This window comes from Rubrivirga litoralis (assembly GCF_031846415.1).
Classification (GTDB): domain Bacteria; phylum Bacteroidota; class Rhodothermia; order Rhodothermales; family Rubricoccaceae; genus Rubrivirga; species Rubrivirga litoralis.
The window spans coordinates 1-18,837 of sequence record NZ_JAVRHT010000042.1 but is presented as its reverse complement, the minus strand read 5'-3'; the positions used below and the strand labels follow the sequence as shown (position 1 = coordinate 18,837).

General features: G+C 72.6%; 19 protein-coding genes and 2 pseudogenes. 15 read left to right on the top strand and 6 right to left on the bottom strand.

The window, feature by feature from the left end:
• Window positions 1–40: 40 nt before the first annotated feature.
• Window positions 41–985, bottom strand: coding sequence for a hypothetical protein (locus RM540_RS14255; RefSeq protein WP_311665287.1), 945 nt, complete (start codon window positions 983–985; stop codon window positions 41–43).
• 198 nt (window positions 986–1,183) lie between these two features.
• Between RM540_RS14255 and folB the strand changes: the two genes are divergently transcribed.
• Window positions 1,184–1,618 carry a dihydroneopterin aldolase gene (gene folB / locus RM540_RS14250; protein WP_311665285.1) on the top strand — a complete coding sequence of 145 codons (435 nt, stop codon included), beginning with the start codon at window positions 1,184–1,186 and terminating at the stop codon, window positions 1,616–1,618.
• Entirely contained in the window at window positions 1,615–2,178 is a 564-nt protein-coding gene (gene folK / locus RM540_RS14245; RefSeq protein ID WP_311665283.1) for a 2-amino-4-hydroxy-6-hydroxymethyldihydropteridine diphosphokinase, read from the top strand. The genes folB and folK overlap by 4 nt, the downstream gene beginning before the upstream one ends.
• 26 nt (window positions 2,179–2,204) lie before the next feature.
• Here folK and RM540_RS14240 read toward each other — a convergent pair whose 3' ends face one another.
• Window positions 2,205–2,993 (bottom strand): hypothetical protein, encoded by a 789-nt coding sequence (locus RM540_RS14240; protein ID WP_311665281.1) that lies wholly within the window; start codon window positions 2,991–2,993, stop codon window positions 2,205–2,207.
• Window positions 2,994–3,063: 70 nt separating this feature from the next.
• Between RM540_RS14240 and RM540_RS14235 the strand changes: the two genes are divergently transcribed.
• From RM540_RS14235 to RM540_RS14205, 7 genes are all read left to right on the top strand, one after another.
• A complete protein-coding gene (locus RM540_RS14235; protein WP_311665280.1) occupies window positions 3,064–3,741 on the top strand; it encodes a deoxynucleoside kinase in 678 nt (225 codons plus the stop codon).
• Window positions 3,742–4,642: 901 nt separating this feature from the next.
• A complete protein-coding gene (carA, locus tag RM540_RS14230; RefSeq protein ID WP_311665278.1) occupies window positions 4,643–5,887 on the top strand; it encodes a glutamine-hydrolyzing carbamoyl-phosphate synthase small subunit in 1,245 nt (414 codons plus the stop codon).
• Window positions 5,877–6,086: a hypothetical protein gene (locus RM540_RS14225; RefSeq protein WP_311665276.1), complete on the top strand. Its 210-nt coding sequence runs from the start codon at window positions 5,877–5,879 to the stop codon at window positions 6,084–6,086. Before carA ends, RM540_RS14225 begins: the two co-directional genes overlap by 11 nt.
• Window positions 6,043–6,522: a hypothetical protein gene (locus tag RM540_RS14220; RefSeq protein WP_311665274.1), complete on the top strand. Its 480-nt coding sequence runs from the start codon at window positions 6,043–6,045 to the stop codon at window positions 6,520–6,522. The genes RM540_RS14225 and RM540_RS14220 overlap by 44 nt, the downstream gene beginning before the upstream one ends.
• 98 nt (window positions 6,523–6,620) lie before the next feature.
• On the top strand, window positions 6,621–6,839 hold the full coding sequence (locus tag RM540_RS14215; RefSeq protein WP_311665272.1) for a hypothetical protein: 219 nt from the start codon (window positions 6,621–6,623) through the stop codon (window positions 6,837–6,839).
• A gap of 80 nt (window positions 6,840–6,919) precedes the next feature.
• On the top strand, window positions 6,920–9,769 hold the full coding sequence (gene carB, locus RM540_RS14210) for a carbamoyl-phosphate synthase large subunit (RefSeq protein WP_311665270.1): 2,850 nt from the start codon (window positions 6,920–6,922) through the stop codon (window positions 9,767–9,769).
• Between the two features lie 243 nt (window positions 9,770–10,012).
• Window positions 10,013–11,137, top strand: a complete 1,125-nt coding sequence (locus RM540_RS14205) for an RNA ligase (ATP) (RefSeq protein WP_311665268.1) — start codon at window positions 10,013–10,015, stop codon at window positions 11,135–11,137.
• 34 nt (window positions 11,138–11,171) lie between these two features.
• Here RM540_RS14205 and RM540_RS14200 read toward each other — a convergent pair whose 3' ends face one another.
• Entirely contained in the window at window positions 11,172–11,363 is a 192-nt protein-coding gene (locus RM540_RS14200) for a hypothetical protein (RefSeq protein WP_311665266.1), read from the bottom strand.
• A gap of 215 nt (window positions 11,364–11,578) precedes the next feature.
• Between RM540_RS14200 and RM540_RS14195 the strand changes: the two genes are divergently transcribed.
• Entirely contained in the window at window positions 11,579–12,877 is a 1,299-nt protein-coding gene (locus tag RM540_RS14195; RefSeq protein ID WP_311665264.1) for an aminotransferase class I/II-fold pyridoxal phosphate-dependent enzyme, read from the top strand.
• An 86-nt stretch (window positions 12,878–12,963) separates the two neighbouring features.
• Complete coding sequence (locus tag RM540_RS14190; protein WP_311665262.1) at window positions 12,964–13,131, top strand: hypothetical protein; 168 nt, start codon at window positions 12,964–12,966, stop codon at window positions 13,129–13,131.
• A 410-nt stretch (window positions 13,132–13,541) separates the two neighbouring features.
• On the opposite strand, the gene RM540_RS14185 is transcribed toward RM540_RS14190, so the two are convergent.
• The 3 genes and pseudogenes from RM540_RS14185 to RM540_RS14175 form a co-directional block, all read right to left on the bottom strand.
• On the bottom strand, window positions 13,542–13,673 hold the full coding sequence (locus RM540_RS14185; protein ID WP_311665260.1) for a hypothetical protein: 132 nt from the start codon (window positions 13,671–13,673) through the stop codon (window positions 13,542–13,544).
• Window positions 13,674–13,962: 289 nt separating this feature from the next.
• Window positions 13,963–14,502, bottom strand: a pseudogene (locus RM540_RS14180) (IS630 family transposase); the annotation flags it as partial.
• A 29-nt stretch (window positions 14,503–14,531) separates the two neighbouring features.
• Window positions 14,532–14,915: an IS630 transposase-related protein gene (locus tag RM540_RS14175; protein WP_311665257.1), complete on the bottom strand. Its 384-nt coding sequence runs from the start codon at window positions 14,913–14,915 to the stop codon at window positions 14,532–14,534.
• A 59-nt stretch (window positions 14,916–14,974) separates the two neighbouring features.
• Here RM540_RS14175 and RM540_RS14170 point away from each other — a divergent pair, with 59 nt between their 5' ends.
• The 4 genes and pseudogenes from RM540_RS14170 to RM540_RS14155 form a co-directional block, all read left to right on the top strand.
• Window positions 14,975–15,658 (top strand): SWFGD domain-containing protein, encoded by a 684-nt coding sequence (locus RM540_RS14170; protein WP_311665255.1) that lies wholly within the window; start codon window positions 14,975–14,977, stop codon window positions 15,656–15,658.
• A gap of 62 nt (window positions 15,659–15,720) precedes the next feature.
• Window positions 15,721–16,764 carry a BON domain-containing protein gene (locus tag RM540_RS14165; protein WP_311665253.1) on the top strand — a complete coding sequence of 348 codons (1,044 nt, stop codon included), beginning with the start codon at window positions 15,721–15,723 and terminating at the stop codon, window positions 16,762–16,764.
• A 173-nt stretch (window positions 16,765–16,937) separates the two neighbouring features.
• Window positions 16,938–18,308: an NAD(P)/FAD-dependent oxidoreductase gene (locus RM540_RS14160; protein WP_311665251.1), complete on the top strand. Its 1,371-nt coding sequence runs from the start codon at window positions 16,938–16,940 to the stop codon at window positions 18,306–18,308.
• 8 nt (window positions 18,309–18,316) lie between these two features.
• A pseudogene (locus tag RM540_RS14155) lies at window positions 18,317–18,837 on the top strand (hypothetical protein); the annotation flags it as partial.

Here is an 18,837-nt window from a genome sequence, read left to right as displayed (position 1 = left end):
AGCCGGAGCACGAGGCGCGCGACACGCCCCGCCCCGTCCGCTACGCTCGGGTCGTCGGGCTAAAGCGGTCGAACAGGACGGCCTGGGCCTCGAACACCCACTGGTTCAGGATCATGTCCTCGGAGACGCTGGCCGCCTCGCTCAGCCGCTGCGCCGCGCCCGGTCCGATCCGCGCCACGTCGTCCAGCGTGAGGATCCCCGCCTTGTAGAGGGCGGCCTGCGTGCGCGCGTCGACCGACCCGATGACCGTCAGGTCCTCGGCCCCCTCGGGGCGCGGCCCGTCGACGTCCGCCCCGCCCGCGCGGTCGGCCCGCGCGATCCACGCCGCGTCGCCGTCGGGTCGCGGGGCGGCGAAGGACATGGGCGTGAAGATGTCGAGGTCGGACGGGTCGGGGAGCCCGTCTCCTGCCGCGTCGGGCGGGGCGGATTCGGGGGCGGCCGGGGGCACGAGCTGCGAGAGGTCGAGGCGGTCGATCGGGGGCGGGTCGTCCGGGAGGGCGGCGGCCTCGGGCAGGGCGGCAGCGGGCGGGGCGGCGCCGTCGCCCGACGTCCCGGCGCTGGCCGGCTCGTGCGGGGGGAGGGCGGCCCGGGCGGGCGCCGCGCCCATCCGTATCGTCTCGATCTGGTGGCGGATCTGCTCCATCTCCGCGTCGCGCCGGCGGACCTCGTGGCGGAACTCGTTGCGGAGGCCGCCGACCGCGTGGGACTGCTCGTCCATCGTCTCGCGGACGCCCTCGAGCTTCTGGGCCAGCAGTTGCCGCTGCGTCTCGCCCTGGTGGCGCTGCTCGACGAGCGACTGCTCCATCTGCGCCCCGATCGCGCGGAGCTCGCCGACGAGTGCGTCGCCGGCCGGGGCGGGGCGGTCCCACCGGCGGCCGCGGGCGACGGCCAGGGCGGCCCCGACGACGGCGGCGGCGAGGACCACCGCCGCGGCGGCCACCGTGACGAACAGGCTCGCGGCAAGGGGGAGGGTGAGCTCAGGCATCGGTCGCGGGAGCGCGGGGCGGGGGCGCCCGGGTCAGGGGGAGATAAGGACCCGCCGGGGGGTAGATCGGTAACCGCCGAGGCCGGCGGGCGGGCGGTCTGGGCGGGAGGCGTGCCGGGGCGGAGTCGGGCAAGCGCCGTGCCGCCCCGCCCGTCCGCGCGGCGCGCGATCTTAGCGGCCTCACCCCGCCCCGCCCCGATGTCGCTCTCCACCGTCCGCCTTGTCAACGCCGTGTTCTACGCGCACCACGGGGTCATGGAGGAGGAGCACCGGATCGGCGGGCGCTACGAGGTCGACGTTGCGATGACGCTCGACGTGGGGCCGGCGGCTGAGACCGACGACCTCTCGAAGACGGTCGACTACGAGCGGGTCTACGCCCTCGTCCGCGACGTGGTGACGGGCCGGCCGGCCTACCTCATCGAGCGCGTCGCGTGGCAGATCGCCGAGGCCGTCGTCGCGGCGTATCCCGCCCTCGCCGCCGTCGAGGCGACGGTCCGCAAGCCGAACCCGCCCGTCGGCGGGCCGTGCGACCGGGCCGAGGTCACGGTCCGGCGCGAGGGCCGCGCGCCGGGCTCGGCCGGCGCGGCACCGGGCGGCGCGGCGCAGGGTGGGTCGGCGCGGGCGGGGCGGTGAGCGCGGACCGCCTGCTGGACCGGCCGGTCGACGTCTATGTGGGCCTGGGCTCGAACGTGGGCGACCGGCTGGCGGCGCTCCGCGCGGCTGTCGCGGTCCTGGACGGGCACGCCGAGACGGCCGTCGAGGCGGCGAGCCCGGTCTACGAGACCGAGGCCCACGTGCTCCCGGGCGCCCCGCCGCAGCGCGACCACCTCAACGCCGCCGTCCGCGTCCGCTCGCGGCTGCGCCCCGAGGCGTTCCTCCGCGAGGTTGCCCAGGCCGCCGAGCGCCGGGCGGGGCGGGACCCCGACGCCGCGCCCTGGTCGCCCCGCCCGCTCGACGTCGACGTCCTCCTCTACGGCGCCCTCGTGATCCCGGGCGGGGCGGGGAAGGGAGAGGCGGCCGCCCCGCTCGTGGTCCCGCACCCGCGGCTCGCCGCGCGCCGGTTCGTGCTCCGCCCCCTCGCCGACCTCGCCCCCGACCTCGCGGTGCCCGGCCTGGGCGCGACCGTCGCCGAGCTCCTGGCGGCGACGCCGGACCGCTCGCGCGTCGACCGCACGGCGCTCGTGCTCGGATAGAGGGCGCCTGGGCGGGGCCGGCCGCCTCAGTCGAGGGGCGCGGCCTCGCCCCCCGGCCCTCCGAACGACCAGAGCGGGTACGGGTGCGGCACATGGACGCCGAGCGCGGTCAGGAGCACGCCCAGCTCGCCGCGGTGGTAGACGAGCGGGGCCATCCCGAAGGCGCGGACGGCGTTCCCGCGCGGCATCGTGGCGACGGCCACCCCGCCCCGCTCCAGCTGCCACGGGGCGCGGAGCGAGGCGGCCGTCGCGCGAGCGGCGGCCTCGGCGGCGGCCCGGGCGTTCGCGCCGTAGGTCGCGTCCGCCTCCCGGAGCGGGCCGGCCTCGGGCGCGGCGGGCTCCAGGCCGAGCTCGACGGCGTCGAGCGCGAAGACGAGCTCGAGCCGCGCGACGACCTGGGCCAGCCGCCACGCGAGCGTCCGGGGCGAGGCGACGCCCGGGTGCGGCGTCCAGTCGGCCGAGGCCTCGGGGATGAGCCGGATGAGCCCGCCCACTTTCCCGACCTCCGCGAGCACCTCGCCGACGAGGGCTGGGCGCGGCCCGTCCGGCTCGCTGGCCGGGGCCGGGCGGGGCGGCCGGGCTTCGGGGTCCGGCGACCACGCGACGATGTCGGCAAAGGGGATCGTGACGCGGCCGTTCTGGATCGACCACCACACGCCCTGGGGCCAGTCCGCCGTGAAGGCCACGACAAACTGGGCCTGGTGGTCGGCCCCGTACCGGGTCAGGACGCGGACCGTCTGGTCTCGTCGGGGGACGGCGGCCGCCGTGTCGTGCCAGCCGGGTGGGACGGTCGGGCGGGGTGGAGCGGCAGTCATGTGTCGCGGTGGGGGGAGGCGCTCGGGCGAGTCTGTCCCGACCTTTCGGCCACCCCGCCCCCCACGTTAAATGAGCCCCCGCCCGCCCGCGCTCCCCTCCCACCTCGGCTACGTCGCCGTCGAGGGCGTCATCGGCGCCGGCAAGACGACGCTCGCGCGGATGCTGGCCGACCGGGCCGGCGGGCGCCTCGTCCTGGAGGAGTTCGAGGACAACCCGTTCCTCGGCACGTTCTACCAGGACCGCGACCGCTGGGCGTTCCAGACGCAGCTCGCGTTCCTGGCCAGCCGGTTCCGCCAGCAGAAGGCGCTCGGCGCCCGCGACCTGTTCGCCCCGCACGTCGTCGCGGACTACACGTTCGACAAGGACCGGATCTTCGCCCACGTCACGCTCTCCGGCGACGAGCTCCGGCTCTACGAGTCGCTCTACGGGCTCATGGAGACGGCCGCGCCGGTCCCCGACCTCGTCGTCTACCTCCGCTCGTCGGTCGACCGGCTCCTCCACAACGTGGCGCTCCGGGGGCGGGCCTACGAGGCCGACATGGACCGCGACTACCTCGCCGAGCTGTCCGAGGCCTACGACCGCTACTTTTTCCACTACACGAGGAGCCCGCTCCTCATCGTCGACGCCAGCCGGATCGACTTCGTCGGCGAGCCGGCCACGTTCGAGGAGCTCGTCCGCCAGATGGCGTCGGTGCGCGGGGGCACGTCGTACTTCAACCCGCCCCGCACGATGCAGCTGGCGTTCTAGGCTCGCCGGCGGCTCGCGGGGCTGGGGACTGGGGACTGGGGACTGGGGACTGGGGACTGGGGACTGGGGACTGGGGACTGGGGACTGGGAGCGCGCGGGCGGGGTGGCGCCCGTTTTGTTCCGCCCCGCCCCGCCCATGCGGCAGACGAGGGCGGGGTGGGCGGAGACAGGCGCCGGGGGTGGACCAGGGCGGCGGCAGTCCCCCTCCTGGTCACCGCGCAGCGTCGGCGCAGCCAAGAGGGGCTAGGGGTGGTGGACGACGCGAGCAGCGCCGCACGACCAGGCGTCACCCCGCCCGATGCCACCCCGCCCGACAACCGGCGCTCGTAGGGACACGACTCGTCGTGTCCGAAGCGGGCGGGGCGGTTCTGGACGGCGCCGCCCCGCCCGCGCCGCCCCGCCGTCGCGTTCTGCGGGCAGCGTGCCGACCTCCAATGCGGACACTGCGCGCGGTGGCCCTACGAATCCGCCGTGCCCACCCCGCCCACAGGAGACCGCCGGTCGCCCCTACGGTCCCCGCCGCCCGACGGCGTTGGATGCAATGCCGCTACGGCGGCCGCCCCGCCCTCACACGTGGCAAGCGGGGTGGCGCATCTTCTGCCCGCTGCCCGCTGCCCGCTGCCCGCTGCCCGCTGCCCGCTGCCCGCTGCCCGCTGCCCGCTGCCCGCTGCCCGTCCCTCCCGGAACGCGGCGTGAATCCGGGCAGGGCGGGGTGGCACGGTGTGTGTTGCCCGTAGCTTTGCCCGAGACGCTGGCCCCATGCCCTCCCCCTGGACGCACCCGCTCTCCGCCCTCGCGGACCTGCCGCCCCGGCCCGCCGGCCGCTGAGCCTCTCGTTTCCGGGAGGCTTTTTTTGTGTCTCCCCGTTCTACCGACCGCCCCCCGCCTTTACCGCCTGCCCATGCCTGAGACCCCCGACCGCCCCGCTGGCGCGCCGCCCGCCCCGGCCAAGCTGGCCCTCGAAGACGGCACCGTCGTCACCGGCACCGCCGTCGGCGCGCCGGGCGAGACGACCGGCGAGCTGTGCTTCAACACGTCGATGAGCGGGTACCAGGAGATCCTGACCGACCCGAGCTACGCCGGCCAGCTCATGATGATGACCTACCCGCACATCGGCAACTACGGCGCCTTCGAGGCGGCGACCGAGGCCGACCGCCCGCACGTGGCGGGCCTCGTCGTGCGGGAGTTCTCGCGCCACCCGTCGAACAGCCGGATGGAGGAGACGCTCGACGCCTACATGGCGCGCCACGGGCTCGTCGGGATCTCGGGCGTCGACACGCGGCGGCTCGTCCGCCACATCCGCGAGCGCGGCGTGATGAACGCGGTCGTCTCGTCGGTCGACCTCGACGACGACTCGCTCGTCGCCAAGGCCAAGGCGGCCCCGAGCATGGAGGGGCTGGAGCTGGCCAGCGGCGTCTCGACCGACGCGCCCTACGACGTGCCCGCCGAGAGCGGACCGCACGCCGGCCAGCCGCACGCCGGCGCGGCGTCGAACGGGCGGGGCGGGGCGGGGCGGCCGCGCCGCGTGGCCGTCTACGACTACGGCGTCAAGCGCCACATCCTGCGGTCGTTCGCCGGGCTGGGCTGCGACGTCCGCGTGTTCCCGGCCGGCACGCCGCTCGCCGACGTGATGGCGTGGGAGCCCGACGGCGTGTTCCTCTCGAACGGGCCGGGCGACCCCCGCGCCATGCCCGAGGCCGTCGAGACGGCCCGCGGCGTGATCGCGACGGGCACGCCGGTCTTCGGGATCTGCCTCGGCCACCAGCTCCTGGCCCTCGCCGAAGGGCTGGAGGTGTTCAAGATGAAGGTGGGCCACCGCGGCGCCAACCACCCGGTCCTCAACCTGGAGACGGGCCGCGTCGAGATCTCGACGCAGAACCACGGGTTCGCCGTCCGCGACGCGGGCCTGGACGGCGTGGCCGAGGTCGACCACCGGAACCTCAACGACGACACGGTCGAGGGGCTGCGCTTTCTCCGCTTCCCCGGCTTCTCGGTCCAGTACCACCCCGAGGCGTGCCCCGGGCCGCACGACAGCCGCTACCTGTTCGAGCAGTTCGTGCGGCTCATGGACGGGAAGCCGCTCGACGAGCCGGCCGTGCCCGTACCGTCCGCCGCGCCGACTGAAGCGCCCGCCGATGCCGGATAGCCGCCCCGCCCCGTCCGGCGACGGCGCCGCCCCGCCCGACCCGCGCGGCCGCATCCGCAAGACGGTCGGGCGCCGCCCCGCCCAGGACCCGCTCGCCGTCGTGTGGCGGCTCCGGCAGGACGTCCGCGCGCTCGGCCTCGCCACCCCGAACCCCGATGCTCACGTTCGAAAGCGCGTTGGCCGCCCTCGCCCGTGCTGAAGTCCGGTTCCTCGTCGTGGGCGGGTTGGCCGTCGCCCGTGCCGGCTACGTCCGCGTCACGGACGACGTGGACCTGCTCGTCGAGGGCGGGGCGGCCAACCTCCGCCGTCTTATCGACACGCTCGCCACGTTCGGGAGCGGGGCGGCGGCCGAGCTCGACGTGAGCGACTTCCCCCTCGAAGAAGGCGCCGTCCGCGTCGCTGAAGACTTCGACATCGACCTGTTCACTGTCATGTCCGGCCACACCTACGCCGACCTCCTCCCGTTCTCCGCCCCGCTCGACGTGGGCGGGGCGGCCGTCCGCTTTCTCGGCGCCGAGGGGCTGATCCGCCTCAAAGGCGACTCGCTCCGCCCGAAGGACCAGACCGACGTGGCGGCTCTCCGCGCCATCCTCGCCGGCCGCGACCCCGACGCCGGAGAGTCAGCCGATCCCTAGGGATCCGTGAGCCAGGAGCGCGCTGAGGTTCCGACGCCGCCCCGCTCCAGCCTACTGATCGTACCGACGCACTGAACCCCCACCCCGCCCTCAGAGACATGGCCAAAGAGAGAAAAGCCCTCGTCGTCCACTACGCGCCCGGCGAGGAGAGCGAGACCGTCGCCGCGCTCACCGACCACCTCAACGACGACTGGCGCCTCCTGTCCACGTCGGCGATGGGCGGGGCGGGCGGCGCCGACGGCGCGCCCCAGTTCGCCGCCCTCGTCGTCATCGAGCGCGAGGAGACCAAGACCGTCGGCGGCTTCTCCGCCGGCTAGCGCCGGCCGGTACTTGGTACACGGTACCAGGTACACCGCCACCCCGCCCGTACCCCGTACCTGGTACCCCGTACCGCCGTATGCCCAAACGCACCGACATCTCCTCGATCCTCCTCATCGGCTCCGGCCCCATCGTGATCGGGCAGGCGTGCGAGTTCGACTACTCCGGCACGCAGGCCGCCAAGGCGCTCCGCGCCGAGGGCTACCGCGTGGTCCTGGTCAACTCGAACCCGGCGACCATCATGACCGACCCCATGATGGCGGACGCGGTCTACCTCCAGGAGCTCACGCCGGCGTCCATCAAGGAGATCGTGACCAAGGAGCGGCCCGACGCCGTGCTCCCGACGATGGGCGGCCAGACGGCCCTCAACCTCGCCGACACGCTCCACCAGCAGGGCTACTGGGAGCGCGAGGGGATCGACGTGATCGGCGTCGACATCGACGCCATCCACATCACCGAGGACCGGCAGGCGTTCCGCGACCTCATGGAGACCGTCGGGATCGACCAGGCCCGCAGCCGCGTAGCCAAGTCGCTGCTCGAAGCCAAGGAGATCGCCCAGGAGCTGGCCGGCGCCGCGCTCGGCTTCCAGCCCGTCGTCATCCGCCCGTCGTTCACGATGGGCGGGGCGGGGGGCGGCATCGTGTGGACGGCCGACCAGTTCGACGCCAAGGTCACGCGCGGGCTGGAGCTCTCGCCCGTCCACGAGGTCCTCATCGAGGAGTGCCTGGTCGGGTGGAAAGAGTACGAGCTGGAGCTGCTGCGCGACCGGAACGACAACGTCGTCATCGTGTGCTCCATTGAAAACGTGGACCCGATGGGCGTCCACACCGGCGACTCGGTGACCGTCGCCCCGCAGCAGACGCTGACCGACCCGCAGTACCAGGCCATGCGCGACGCGGCCATCCGCGCCATGCGCTCGATCGGGACGTTCGCCGGCGGCTGCAACATCCAGTTCGCCGTCGACCCCGAGACGGGGCGGATGATCGTGATCGAGATCAACCCCCGCGTGTCGCGCTCGTCGGCGCTGGCGTCCAAGGCGACGGGCTACCCGATCGCCAAGGTGGCCGCGCGGCTCGCCGTCGGCTACACGCTCGACGAGCTCCCCAACGAGATCACCGGGACGAGCGCGTGCTTCGAGCCCGCCCTCGACTATGTGGTGACGAAGGTGCCGCGCTGGAATTTCGACAAGTTCGAGGGCGTCGACGAGGAGCTCACGACCCAGATGAAGGCGGTCGGCGAAGCGATGGCCATCGGCCGCACGTTCACCGAATCGCTCCAGAAGGCGTTCCAGAGCCTCGAGCAAGGGTTCGCCGGGCTGGGCGCCGACCGCGACGACGCCGACCGCCAGGTCGTCCGCGACCGGCTTGCGAAGTCGTATTGGGACCGGCTCCTCCACGTCCGCCACGCTTTCCGGCTGGGGGCGTCCGTCGCCGAGGTCCACGACGTGACGCGCGTCGACCCGTGGTTCCTCCACCAGATCCGCGACCTCGTGACGCTGGAGCGGAGCATCGAGGGCCGTGCCCTGGAGAGCATCGACCGCCCCGCCCTCCTGGAGCTCAAGCAGAACGGGTTCGCCGACGTCCAGATCGCGTACCTCACCGAGACGACCGAGGCCGAGGTGCGGGCGCGGCGCGAGGCGCTCGACCTGCGGCCGACGTACCGCGTGGTCGACACGTGCGCCGGCGAGTTCGAGGCGCAGACGCCGTACTTCTACTCGACGTACGACCAGGGCGAGACCGAATCCGTGCGGTCGGACCGCGAGAAGGTGCTCATCCTGGGCTCCGGCCCGAACCGGATCGGGCAGGGCATCGAGTTCGACTACTCGTGCGTCCACGGCGTGCTCGCGGCGCGCGAGATGGGTTATGAGGCCATCATGATCAACTGCAACCCGGAGACGGTCTCGACCGACTTCGACGTGGCGGACAAGCTGTACTTCGAGCCCGTCTTCTGGGAGCGCGTCAAGGACGTGATCGACCTGGAGCAGCCGGCGGGCGTCATGGTCCAGCTCGGCGGGCAGACGGCGCTGAAGCTGGCCGAGAACCTGCTGGAGGCCGGCATCCCCTTGTTCGGGACGCCGTTCGAGAAGATGGACCTGGCCGAGGACCGCGGGAAGTTCTCGGCGGTGCTGGAGGAGCTCGACATCCCGTTCCCGCCCTACGGCATCGCGCGGACGGTCGAGGAGGCCGTCGAGGTGTCGGAGCAGATCGGCTACCCCACGCTCGTCCGCCCGAGCTACGTGCTGGGCGGGCAGGGCATGCGGATCGCGATCAACAAGGACGAGGTGGCCGAGTACGTGGCCCGCGTGCTCGAGATGTTCCCCGGCAACGAGGTGCTCCTCGACCGCTTCCTCGAGAACGCCATCGAAGTCGACGTCGACTGCCTCGCCGACGGCGACGAGGTGTGGATCGCCGGGATCATGCAGCACATCGAGCCGGCCGGCGTCCACTCGGGCGACTCGACGGCGGTCATCCCGCCGTACTCGCTCTCCGACGAGACGCAGGACGTGATCCGCGAGACAGTCACGCGGATCGCGAAGCGGCTGGGCGTGGTCGGCCTGATGAACACGCAACTCGCTGTGCAGACGGAGGGCGGGGTGGACCACGTCTACGTCATCGAGGCCAACCCGCGCGCCAGCCGCACGGTCCCGTTCGTGGCCAAGGCGACGGGCGTGCCCATCGCGGCCATCGGGGCCAAGCTCATGCTGGGCGCTAAGCTCAAGGAGTTCCGCGAGAGCGGGGCGCTGGAGAGCCAGCTCACAGGCTTCGCTGTCAAGGAGCCGGTGTTCTCGTGGGACAAGTTCCCCGAGGTGGCCAAGGAGCTCGGGCCGGAGATGAAGTCGACCGGCGAGGCCATCGCCTTCGTGGACGACATCACGGACGCCCACATTTCGAAGCCGTTCGAGATGCGGAACCTGTACCTCAGCCGCTGACGCCACCCCGCCCTTTGGGTCCGCCCTTTGGGTCCGCCCTTTGGGTCCGCGCCTGGACGGTGCGGGACCTATCGCGGTAGCCGCCCCGCCCGCGCGCCGAGGCAGGGCGGTCGGCAACGGCCCGTCACCGCGCGACGCAGACCGCTCGCCACCCCGCCCTGTCTGTTCGCGCGGTGGCGAGGGCGGGGCGGTCGAGGAACGGGCGACCTTCACGGCCCGCTCGCCGCCGCCCCGCCCGATCCGATGGAAGAGCCTGTTCGCACCGAATGCCCGGCCGTCCGCCTGACGGTCGAGCCGCACGGCAACGCCGACGCCCTCGAACTGGCCGCCGTCGGCGGCTACCGCGCCGTCGTAGTAAAGGGGCGGTACCGGACGGGCGACCTCGCAGTCTACGTGCCCGAGGGGTCCATCGTCCCCGAGTACCTGCAAGAGCGGCTGGGACTCGTGGGGCGCCTCGCGGGCAGCCAGAAGAACCGGGTCAAGGCGATCCGGCTGCGCGGCGTGCTCTCGCAAGGGCTCGTCGTGCCGCTGGGGGCGGATGGCACGCTCACGAATGGGGCGGGCGGGGCGGTAGAGGTCCGAGAGGGCGAGGACTACGCGGCGTTCCTCGGCGTCGAGAAGTACGTGCCGGCGTCGATGGCCGGCGCCGTGTGGGCGGCGGGCCAGGAGCGGACGCTGGCCTACGACGTCGAGAACGTGAAGCGGTGGCCGGACGTCCTCGTCGACGGCGAGGAGGTGGTGATGACCGAGAAGGTTCACGGCACGCTCCTCGGCGTCGGCGTGCTGCCGGAGGCGCTCGCCCACCCCGCCCACGGCCGCGTCGTCGTGTTCTCGAAGGGGCTCGGCGCCAAGGGCCTCGCATTCGACACCAGCGAGGGCGACGCCACCCTCTACACGCGCACGGCCACCGACTACGGCGTCGCCGACGCCGTCCTCCGCGCGTTCGGGGACGACGCGGGCGCGCTCGACGAGCCCGTGTTCGTCGTCGGCGAGGTGTTCGGGGCCGGCGTCCAGGACCTCCACTACGGCGCGGACGCCGGGGCGGGGCGGCTCGGGTTCCGCGTGTTCGACGTCTACGTCGGCCGGCGCGGACACGGCGCCTACCTCGACGACGCGGCGCTCGACCGCGCGTGCGCGGCGATGGGGCTCGACCGGGTGCCCGCCCTCTACCGCGGGCCGTACTCGGACGCCGCGCTGGCCCGCTTCACGGGCGGGGCGGAGGCCGTGAGCGGGGCGGGCGCGCACCTCCGCGAGGGCGTCGTCGTGCGCCCGACGACGGAGCGCGACGACCCCCACGTCGGCCGCGTCCAGCTCAAGTCCGTCAGCGACGACTACCTCACGCGGAAGGGGGGGACGGAGTACACCTGACCGCCCCGCCCGCGCGCCCGCTCCCACGATGCGGCTACTGGACCGTCGTGGCTTGGCCGTAGGACCACCACAGCCACATGGCGTCCTCGCTCGCGCCGAGCGGCCGGCCGGCCTCGGCGTAGGCGTCCCACATCATCGTGCGGAGGGCGTCGGCGTAGACCTCATCGCCGTCGGCGACCTGGAGGACGCGGAGACGGACGTCGGGGAGCGGCGAGGTCTGGGACATAGCGGCCAGGCGAGCGATTTCGGACAAGGAGGGAGGGTCGGAGGAAGAGAGAGGGACGCCGATGGGGGCAGCAGAGTATGGGGAGGGTACGGTTTGATCCTACAAGAGGAAGAAAAGAAGCTGGTTGGGCGTCACCAGTTGCTCGATTCCCCTAGTCTCCGCTAGGGCATAGGACTTGCCGAAGCCCACCCTCCCCGTTGCTCCCCACCACTCCTATGAGCATTCCCCACTCCCCCTCCAACGCCGAGTTTCCCGACGACATGGACCTCCGGGCCATCTTGCTCCAGAGCCGCCGCCTCGGCGTCCGCGACCGGACGCGGGCCTACTCCCAGTGGATCCGCCGCGTCCAGGGGCGCGGCGAGTCGCTGTACCACCGCGTCGTGACGTCGGCCGTCGACCGCACCGTCAACGTCCTCGACACGCGGACGGGCGAGGAGAAGGAGATGCTCATGTTCGGGTCCAACAGCTACCTCGGGCTCACGAACCACCCCTACGTGGAGGAGAAGATGACCGCGGCGATCCGCGAGTGGGGGGCCGGCGTGGGTGGGCCGCCGATCCTCAGCGGGTACTCGGGGCTCCACCGCGAGCTCGAGGAGCGGCTCGCGGCCTTTAAGGGGACCGAGGAGGCCGTGATTTACCAGAGCGGGTACGGCGCCAACGTCGGCCTGCTGTCGGCGCTCGTCGGCAAGCGCGACGTGGTCTACTACGACGACCGGAGCCACGCCTCGACGCTGGACGGGCTGGGGCTGGCGGGCGGGGCGTCGGTCAAGTTCCGCCACAACGACGTGGCCGACCTCGGCCGCCACCTCGACGCGCACGGCGACGGCGACGCCTTCGTGTGCGTCGAGGGCGTGTACTCGATGGACGGCGACATCGCCCCGCTCGATGAGATCGTCCCGCTCGCGAAGCGCCACAACGCCGTCGTGGTCGTCGACGACGCCCACGGCGTCGGCGTCGTGGGCCGGCAGGGGCGCGGCGCGGCCGACCACTTCGGCGTGGCCGACGACTGCGACGTGCTCATGGGCACGTTCAGCAAGGTGTTCGGGGTCACGGGCGGGGTGGTCTGCACGAGCCGAGACATCGCCGACTACCTCCGCCACTTTTCGCGGGCCAACGTGTTCTCGTCAGCGCTCCCGCCGTCGACGGTCGCGGCCGTCCTGGCCGGGCTCGACCTCCTGGAGCGCGGCGACGACCTCGTGGCCCGGCTCCACGACAACGTGGCGTACTTCGCCGCCGGACTCCGGAGCCTGGGCTTCGACGTCGACCCCGAGACCGCGATCGTGCCGCTCCCGGTGCCCGAGGGGATGGCGCTCCGCCAGGCCGCCCGGTTTATCCACGACCAGGGCGTGTTCGCGAACGCCGTCGAGTACCCGGCCGTAGCCGTCCACCGTCAGCGGCTCCGGTTTAGCGTCATGGCCTCGCACACGCGCGCCGACATCGACCGCGTTGTCGAGGTGGTGGGCGAGGCGTGGGCGCGGTTCGCCCCTGAAGGCGCCTCCTGCCAAGAGGCCTAGCCTGTCCGCCCCGCCCGGCGCTCGGGCGGGGCGGCGAACGCCGCGAGGGGAGGGGCGTACGACCCGGCGCCACCCCGCCCCGACCCATGAGCGACAAGCCCGATCAGCGCCCCGACGGCCCCAACGTGTCCGAGGACGAAGACCCCCAAGCGATGGGGCTCTTTACCGAGCCGACCGAGCCGGACGTCCACCTCGACCCCGACCACCCCGCCTTCGACCGCGTCCAGGACGGGCGCAAGGCGGACGAGGAGTAGGGCGGGCACAGCGGCCGCGGCGTCGAGAGGCGCGGCGACTACGACGAGGGCGAGTGGATGACGACTGGAGCCGCCCCGCTCCGTCGCTCGCGTAACCAAACCTTCCCGCTCAGGCAGCGACCTGCTGGGCGGGGTGGTCTGGATAGCTGGGTAAGGCGCCACGCTCTCCGAGCCGGTAGAAGCCCAAGGGCGCAGCGGGCGGGGTGGCGGATCGCCCATGGCTTTGCAGGCACTCGCTCTCCTCAGCCGTTCGCGGAGAGGGCGCCTAGTGCTGCGTCAGAGTTGATCTGATGAGGTGAGATGGTGCTGCGTGTTCCGTATTACGTCCCCGAGGGCACGCAGCACGAGACACGCAACAGCTCTCAGCGGACCCATCGGAAGACGGTTGACGCACCACTAGCGCGCGTCTGTCAATCGTCGTTGCGCTCGTGGAGCTCGAGGTCGATCTCGAACGGGTCGAGGTTGAGCCACAGCGACCGGCTCCGAAGGACACCGTTCCACAGCAAGGCGCCCACGGCGACGGGGAGGGAGGCGATTGTCAAGGCCGCGAGGGTGAACGAGCGGGAGGGCTTCATGGCATCGTATGGTGCGGTGCGGCATAAATGACGCGGTGCGTCATAAGGTTCCGCATCGCGCTCAGGGGTTGCCGGTTCCACTCGTGAGACGACTCCGCGAGGCCTCGCCGGGCCTGCCCTGCTTTCAGCCTCATCAGGCTAGAAAAGGGCTTTCGGACGGATCTGAGAAGGTCAAAGCGCGGTGAGAAACCTGCGCCCGACTTCCGGGCTGGGCGCTCCCTCTCTTCCCTTCATAACTCTATTCCTCATTACAGCGCTACGCATCTGGACTGATCTGGTAGCCGGCGTGGCGCAGCCACCCTTCGGAGTCGTCCCACGTCAGCGCAGCCACGGCCGCCGCCAGCGCCTCGCTCAGCGCGGCCTGCGTGTCGGCGCGCGCTCGCTTGACGAGGTGCTTCACCTTCGACCACATCTCCTCGATGGCGTTGAACTCGGGCGAGTAGCGCGGCTGCCATACCAACTCCGCCCCGCGCGCCTCGATCAGCGCGCGCAGCTCCGGCCGCTTGTGGACCGAGTGATTGTCCCAGACCACGACGTCGCCGGGCCGGAGGTTCGGGCACAGGTGGTCGCGCACGAAGCGCTCGAACACGTCGCCGTTGACGCTGCCTGAGACCGCGACCACGCCACCGCGTCCGAGCCCCATCCAGCCGATCAGGCTCGTCCGGCGCCCCTTCCGGTACGGCGCGTGCTCCTCACAGCGCTCGCCCCGAGGCGCGTAGCCATACGAGACTCGCCCGCCGGCGACGATGCCGCTCTCGTCGACGCAGACGACGCGCGCGCCATCGACGGTCGGTTGCCACGCCGCGAACTCGGCCCGCTCAGCGGCTACGTCGTCGCGGAGTCGCTGGACAGCTCGGAAAGACTTTTTTTGTGCGTCAGCGCCATCCGGGCCAGCGTGCGCCCGACGGTCTGCTGGCTCACGGCCGGCTCGCCGGCGTCGGCGAGCCGCGCGGCCAACTCGTGCTGGGGCACCGACGGGTCCTCGTCGAGCCACGCTTGCAGACGAGCCTTGCCGGTCTCGGTGACGGCGAACGGCGTGCCGCCGGTGTTGGGCCGAGGCGTGAGCGCGCCGGTGTCGCGCTGGAGCGCGAGCCAGCGCACGAGCGAGGCGCGGCCGACGTCGAAGCGGGCCGCGACGGCGTCGAGGGAGGCACCGCCCTGCTGGTAGGCCGCAACGGCGCGGCGGCGGAGGTCAACGGAGACGGCCATGATGGACGTGGGGCGAGGGGGCCGCAAGCTACCGGCTCACTCCGAGCGCGTCACGCTGTATGGCACGCTACGACGACGACCGCAACCGCCGGTCCTACAGCGGGCGCTACGACGACGACCGGAGCTTTGGCGACCGGGCCTCTGACGAAGTCCGCTCCTGGTTCGGCGACGACGACGCTGACCGCCGACGCCGGCGCGACGACATGCGCTCCGACCGCGACCGCTTCTACGGCGACAGCGACCGCAACCGCCGGTCCTACGGCAGCTCCTACAGCGACCGCTCGGACAACGACCGGACGTACCGGCGCTCCTACGACGACGACCGCTCCGACCGCAACCGCTACCGCTCGGACCGCGACTCGTACTCGTACGGGCGGGGCAACGACCGCGACTACGGGCGGGACAACGACCGCAACTACGGGCGGGGTGGCGACCGTGACCGCGATTCGTACGGGCGGGGCGACGACCGCGACCGCGAGCGCTACCTCCAGGACCGCTACGACCGGGACTACAACCGGAACTACGTCCGCGATTTCGGCGACGACAACGGCTTCCGCGGCCGGTACGAGCGGGACGACTCCGGCCGGTCCTACTCGCGAGACTCCGACCGCGACTCGTACGACCGCTCCGGCAACCGCTCCGGTTCCTACGGCCGAGGCTCCAGCGACTACGACCGCTCGTCCCGGTACGACAGCGGCCGGATGTACGGGCGACCGTACGACGACGACCGCGGCTACTACTAGACCACCCCGCCCTTTCTCTGGCGGGGACCCACCCCGCCCCCTCTTTACCTCTCCATTCTATCATGGCACGCTATTCAGACCGCGACGACGATCGCAACGACTTCCGCGGGTACGACTGCGACAACGACAACAACGACCGCTACACGTCTTCCCGAGGCCGCTACGGCCAGGGGACGTACAGCGACCGGGACTACAACGACGGCGGCGGCAACCGCGGCGGTGGCTACTCCGGCGGCCGCTACGGCAGCCGCGACTACGGCGACAGTTACTCCGGCGGCCGCAGCGGCCGCGACTACGAAACGTCCGGCCGAGGCTACGACCGCTCTGACTACGACCGCTCCGACATGGGCGGACGCCGGTACGACTCGGACCGCAGCTACGGTAGCGGCCGCGACGGCGACTACGACCGCGACCGTGGAGGCCGGATGTACGGCGACTACGACGACCGCAGCTACGGCAACCGCAGCGGCGGCTCTTACGGAAACCGCGACTACGGTAGCGGCGACTACGGCCGTAGCGACTACGGCGGCCGTGGCGGTGGCTACGGCAACCGCGGCTACGACCGAGACGGCGGCTCGTATGGGTCGGGCATGTACGACCGTGACTCGGGCATGATGAACCGGAGCTACGGCCGGTCAGGTCAGTCCGGCGACTACGGCCGCTCGGGCTACGGCCGCGGGCAGGACCAGGGCTACGACACGTACTACACCTACACGGAGTACGTCCTCGTCCCGGGTCCGATGAGTGGGATGGGGCCGGAGGACTACTCCCGGTCGAGCGAGCGGATCACCGAGCAGGTCAACGAGCGCCTGACCGACGACGGCCGCATCGACGCCTCCAGCGTCAGCGTGTCGGCCGAGGACGGGCACGTCACGCTCTCAGGGACGGTCCAGAGCCGCGACCAGAAGCGCCGGGCCGAAGACCTCGCCGAGTCCGTCCGCGGCGTCGACGACGTCCACAACCGGCTGACGATTGAGGACGACGACTCGGACGACAGCGGCTCGGGCTCCTCGTCGGGGAGCACGTCCAAGACTTCCGGGTCCAAGTCGAGCAGCAAGTCGTCGAAGTCGGGCTCGTCCTCGGACTCGTCGAGCAGCGGGTCGTAGCCGCTCGACCACGTCCACCCCGCTCAGCGGGGGCGGGGCGGGGCCTTCGGGCTCCGCCCCTTTTTTCGTTGTCAGGACCGTCCGCGCGGCTCGTGGAGCGGGGGGAGGCTTTCGTGAAGGGGCCAACCCGCCCGGCGCCTGCGCGTACCCAGTCCACGCAGCCCCACCGACCCATGCCGCCCCGCCCCGCCCCGCCCGGAACGCGCCCCCGCGTCGTCGTCGTCGGCGCCGGCCACGGCGGGATCGAGTGCGTGAAGGCGCTCGGGGACGCCGCCGTCGAGGTCCTCGTCGTCGACCGGAACAACTACAACAAGTTTCAGCCGCTCCTGTACCAGGTGGCGACGGCCGGGCTCGACGTCGACGACATCACGCAGCCCATCCGCCACATCGTCCGCCGGCAGGCCAACACGGACGTCCTCCTGGGCCTCGTCGTGGACGTCGACTTCGAGGCGAAGCGGGTGCTGCTGGACGGGGGCGGGGCGGTCGACTACGACGTGCTCGTGCTCGCGCCGGGGGCGTCGACGACGTACTACGGCGTCGAGGGCGCCGAGGAGCACGCGTTCCCGCTCAAGAACATCGACGACGCCGTGTCCCTGCGGAGCCACATGCTCCGCCAGTTCGAGGCCGCCTCCGCCGACCCGTCGCTCGTCGGCAACGGCGTGCTCACGACGGTCGTCGTCGGCGGCGGGCCGACCGGCGTCGAGATGACCGGGGCCATCCGCGAGCTCACGCACGTGCTGGCGAAGGACTTCCCGCACCTCGACGTGAGCCGGGCGCGCGTCGTGCTCGTCGACGGCGACCGCGCCCCGCTCTCGGGCTACGCCCCCGAGCTCCGCGAGTACACGGTCGAGGCGCTGGAGAAGAAGGGCGCCGAGTTCCGGTTCGGGACGCACGTCGAGCGCGTCGACGTGGACGGCGTGGACCTCCAGGACGGCGGGCGGATCGACGCCACCACGGTGATCTGGGCGGCCGGCGTGCAGGCCAACCCGCTCGTCGACGCGCTCGGCCTGGAGCAGACGAAGGGCGGCCGCGTCGTCGTCGACGCCACGCTCCGCGTGCCGGGCCGGCCGGACGTGTTCGTCATCGGCGACTCGGCGGGCGCGTCGGACGCCGAGGGCAACTTGTACCCCGGCGTGGCGCAGGTGGCGATCCAGCAGGGGAAGCACGTGGCGCGGCTCGTCGAGGCGGCCGCGAGCGGGGCGGCGTCCGACGAGCCGTTCGTGTACCACGACCTGGGGCAGATGGCGACGATCGGGCGGAACGCCGCCGTGCTCCAGATGCCCAGCGGCCTCCGCATGACGGGGTTTCTGGCGTGGGTCGGGTGGCTGCTCGTCCACGTCGTCCACCTCGTCGGCTTCCGCAACCGAACGGCGGTCCTGTTCAACTGGGCCTACAACTACGTGGCGTACGACCGCGGCCCGCGCCTCATCCTCACCGCCGAGCCCGACCCCGCCCGCCCCGCCCGGCCCGTCCTCTCGACGGCCCCGACCGTGGACGTGGCGGCCCCGCCGATCGGCGGCTCGCGCGACCCGCGCCTCGGATGAGCGGCCGGATGCCCCGCCCCACCCTCGTGGCTACGCTCGCCCTCGCGCTCGCCGCCTGCGGCGACCCCGCCGCGCCGGGCGGGGCGGCGCCCTCCTCTAGCGCGGCGGGCGGGGCGGTCGGGGTCGAGGCACCGCCGGTCTTGGACGCGTCCGCGCTCGGCGCGTGGCTCCCGGCGTCCGTCGGCATGCAGCCGCGGCAGGCGGTCCGCGACACGGCCGACGCCGCGCTCGGCGCCGAGATCTCGCGGGCCTCGGCGACGTACGGCCCCGACCTGTCGCTCTCGGTGACGGACCTGGGCACGGCCGATATGGCCGAGATGATGGGCTACGGCTGGGCGCTCGGCGGCCCGCCCCCGCTCGACGTGGACGGCCACCCCGCCCAGGCGTCGGGCGGGGTGGGCCGTCCGCACACGGTCCGCGTACTCGCCGGCCGCCGGTTCCTCGTCGAGGCCGAGAGCCCGGACGCGGCGGCGGCCGAGGCGGCGGCGCGGGCGGTCGACCTGGACGGGCTCGCGCGGGCGGGGCGGTA

Excerpts from the sequence above, each read along its gene's own strand:
- RM540_RS14255 (WP_311665287.1), bottom strand. The coding sequence starts at position 985 with ATGCCTGAGCTCACCCTCCCCCTTGCCGCGAGCCTGTTCGTCACGGTG.
- folB (WP_311665285.1), top strand. The coding sequence starts at position 1,184 with ATGTCGCTCTCCACCGTCCGCCTTGTCAACGCCGTGTTCTACGCGCAC.
- RM540_RS14240 (WP_311665281.1), bottom strand. The coding sequence starts at position 2,993 with ATGACTGCCGCTCCACCCCGCCCGACCGTCCCACCCGGCTGGCACGAC.
- RM540_RS14235 (WP_311665280.1), top strand. The coding sequence starts at position 3,064 with ATGAGCCCCCGCCCGCCCGCGCTCCCCTCCCACCTCGGCTACGTCGCC.
- carA (WP_311665278.1), top strand. The coding sequence starts at position 4,643 with ATGCCTGAGACCCCCGACCGCCCCGCTGGCGCGCCGCCCGCCCCGGCC.
- RM540_RS14225 (WP_311665276.1), top strand. The coding sequence starts at position 5,877 with ATGCCGGATAGCCGCCCCGCCCCGTCCGGCGACGGCGCCGCCCCGCCC.
- RM540_RS14220 (WP_311665274.1), top strand. The coding sequence starts at position 6,043 with ATGCTCACGTTCGAAAGCGCGTTGGCCGCCCTCGCCCGTGCTGAAGTC.
- RM540_RS14215 (WP_311665272.1), top strand. The coding sequence starts at position 6,621 with ATGGCCAAAGAGAGAAAAGCCCTCGTCGTCCACTACGCGCCCGGCGAG.
- carB (WP_311665270.1), top strand. The coding sequence starts at position 6,920 with ATGCCCAAACGCACCGACATCTCCTCGATCCTCCTCATCGGCTCCGGC.
- RM540_RS14205 (WP_311665268.1), top strand. The coding sequence starts at position 10,013 with ATGGAAGAGCCTGTTCGCACCGAATGCCCGGCCGTCCGCCTGACGGTC.
- RM540_RS14200 (WP_311665266.1), bottom strand. The coding sequence starts at position 11,363 with ATGTCCCAGACCTCGCCGCTCCCCGACGTCCGTCTCCGCGTCCTCCAG.
- RM540_RS14195 (WP_311665264.1), top strand. The coding sequence starts at position 11,579 with ATGAGCATTCCCCACTCCCCCTCCAACGCCGAGTTTCCCGACGACATG.
- RM540_RS14190 (WP_311665262.1), top strand. The coding sequence starts at position 12,964 with ATGAGCGACAAGCCCGATCAGCGCCCCGACGGCCCCAACGTGTCCGAG.
- RM540_RS14175 (WP_311665257.1), bottom strand. The coding sequence starts at position 14,915 with ATGGCCGTCTCCGTTGACCTCCGCCGCCGCGCCGTTGCGGCCTACCAG.
- RM540_RS14170 (WP_311665255.1), top strand. The coding sequence starts at position 14,975 with ATGGCACGCTACGACGACGACCGCAACCGCCGGTCCTACAGCGGGCGC.
- RM540_RS14165 (WP_311665253.1), top strand. The coding sequence starts at position 15,721 with ATGGCACGCTATTCAGACCGCGACGACGATCGCAACGACTTCCGCGGG.
- RM540_RS14160 (WP_311665251.1), top strand. The coding sequence starts at position 16,938 with ATGCCGCCCCGCCCCGCCCCGCCCGGAACGCGCCCCCGCGTCGTCGTC.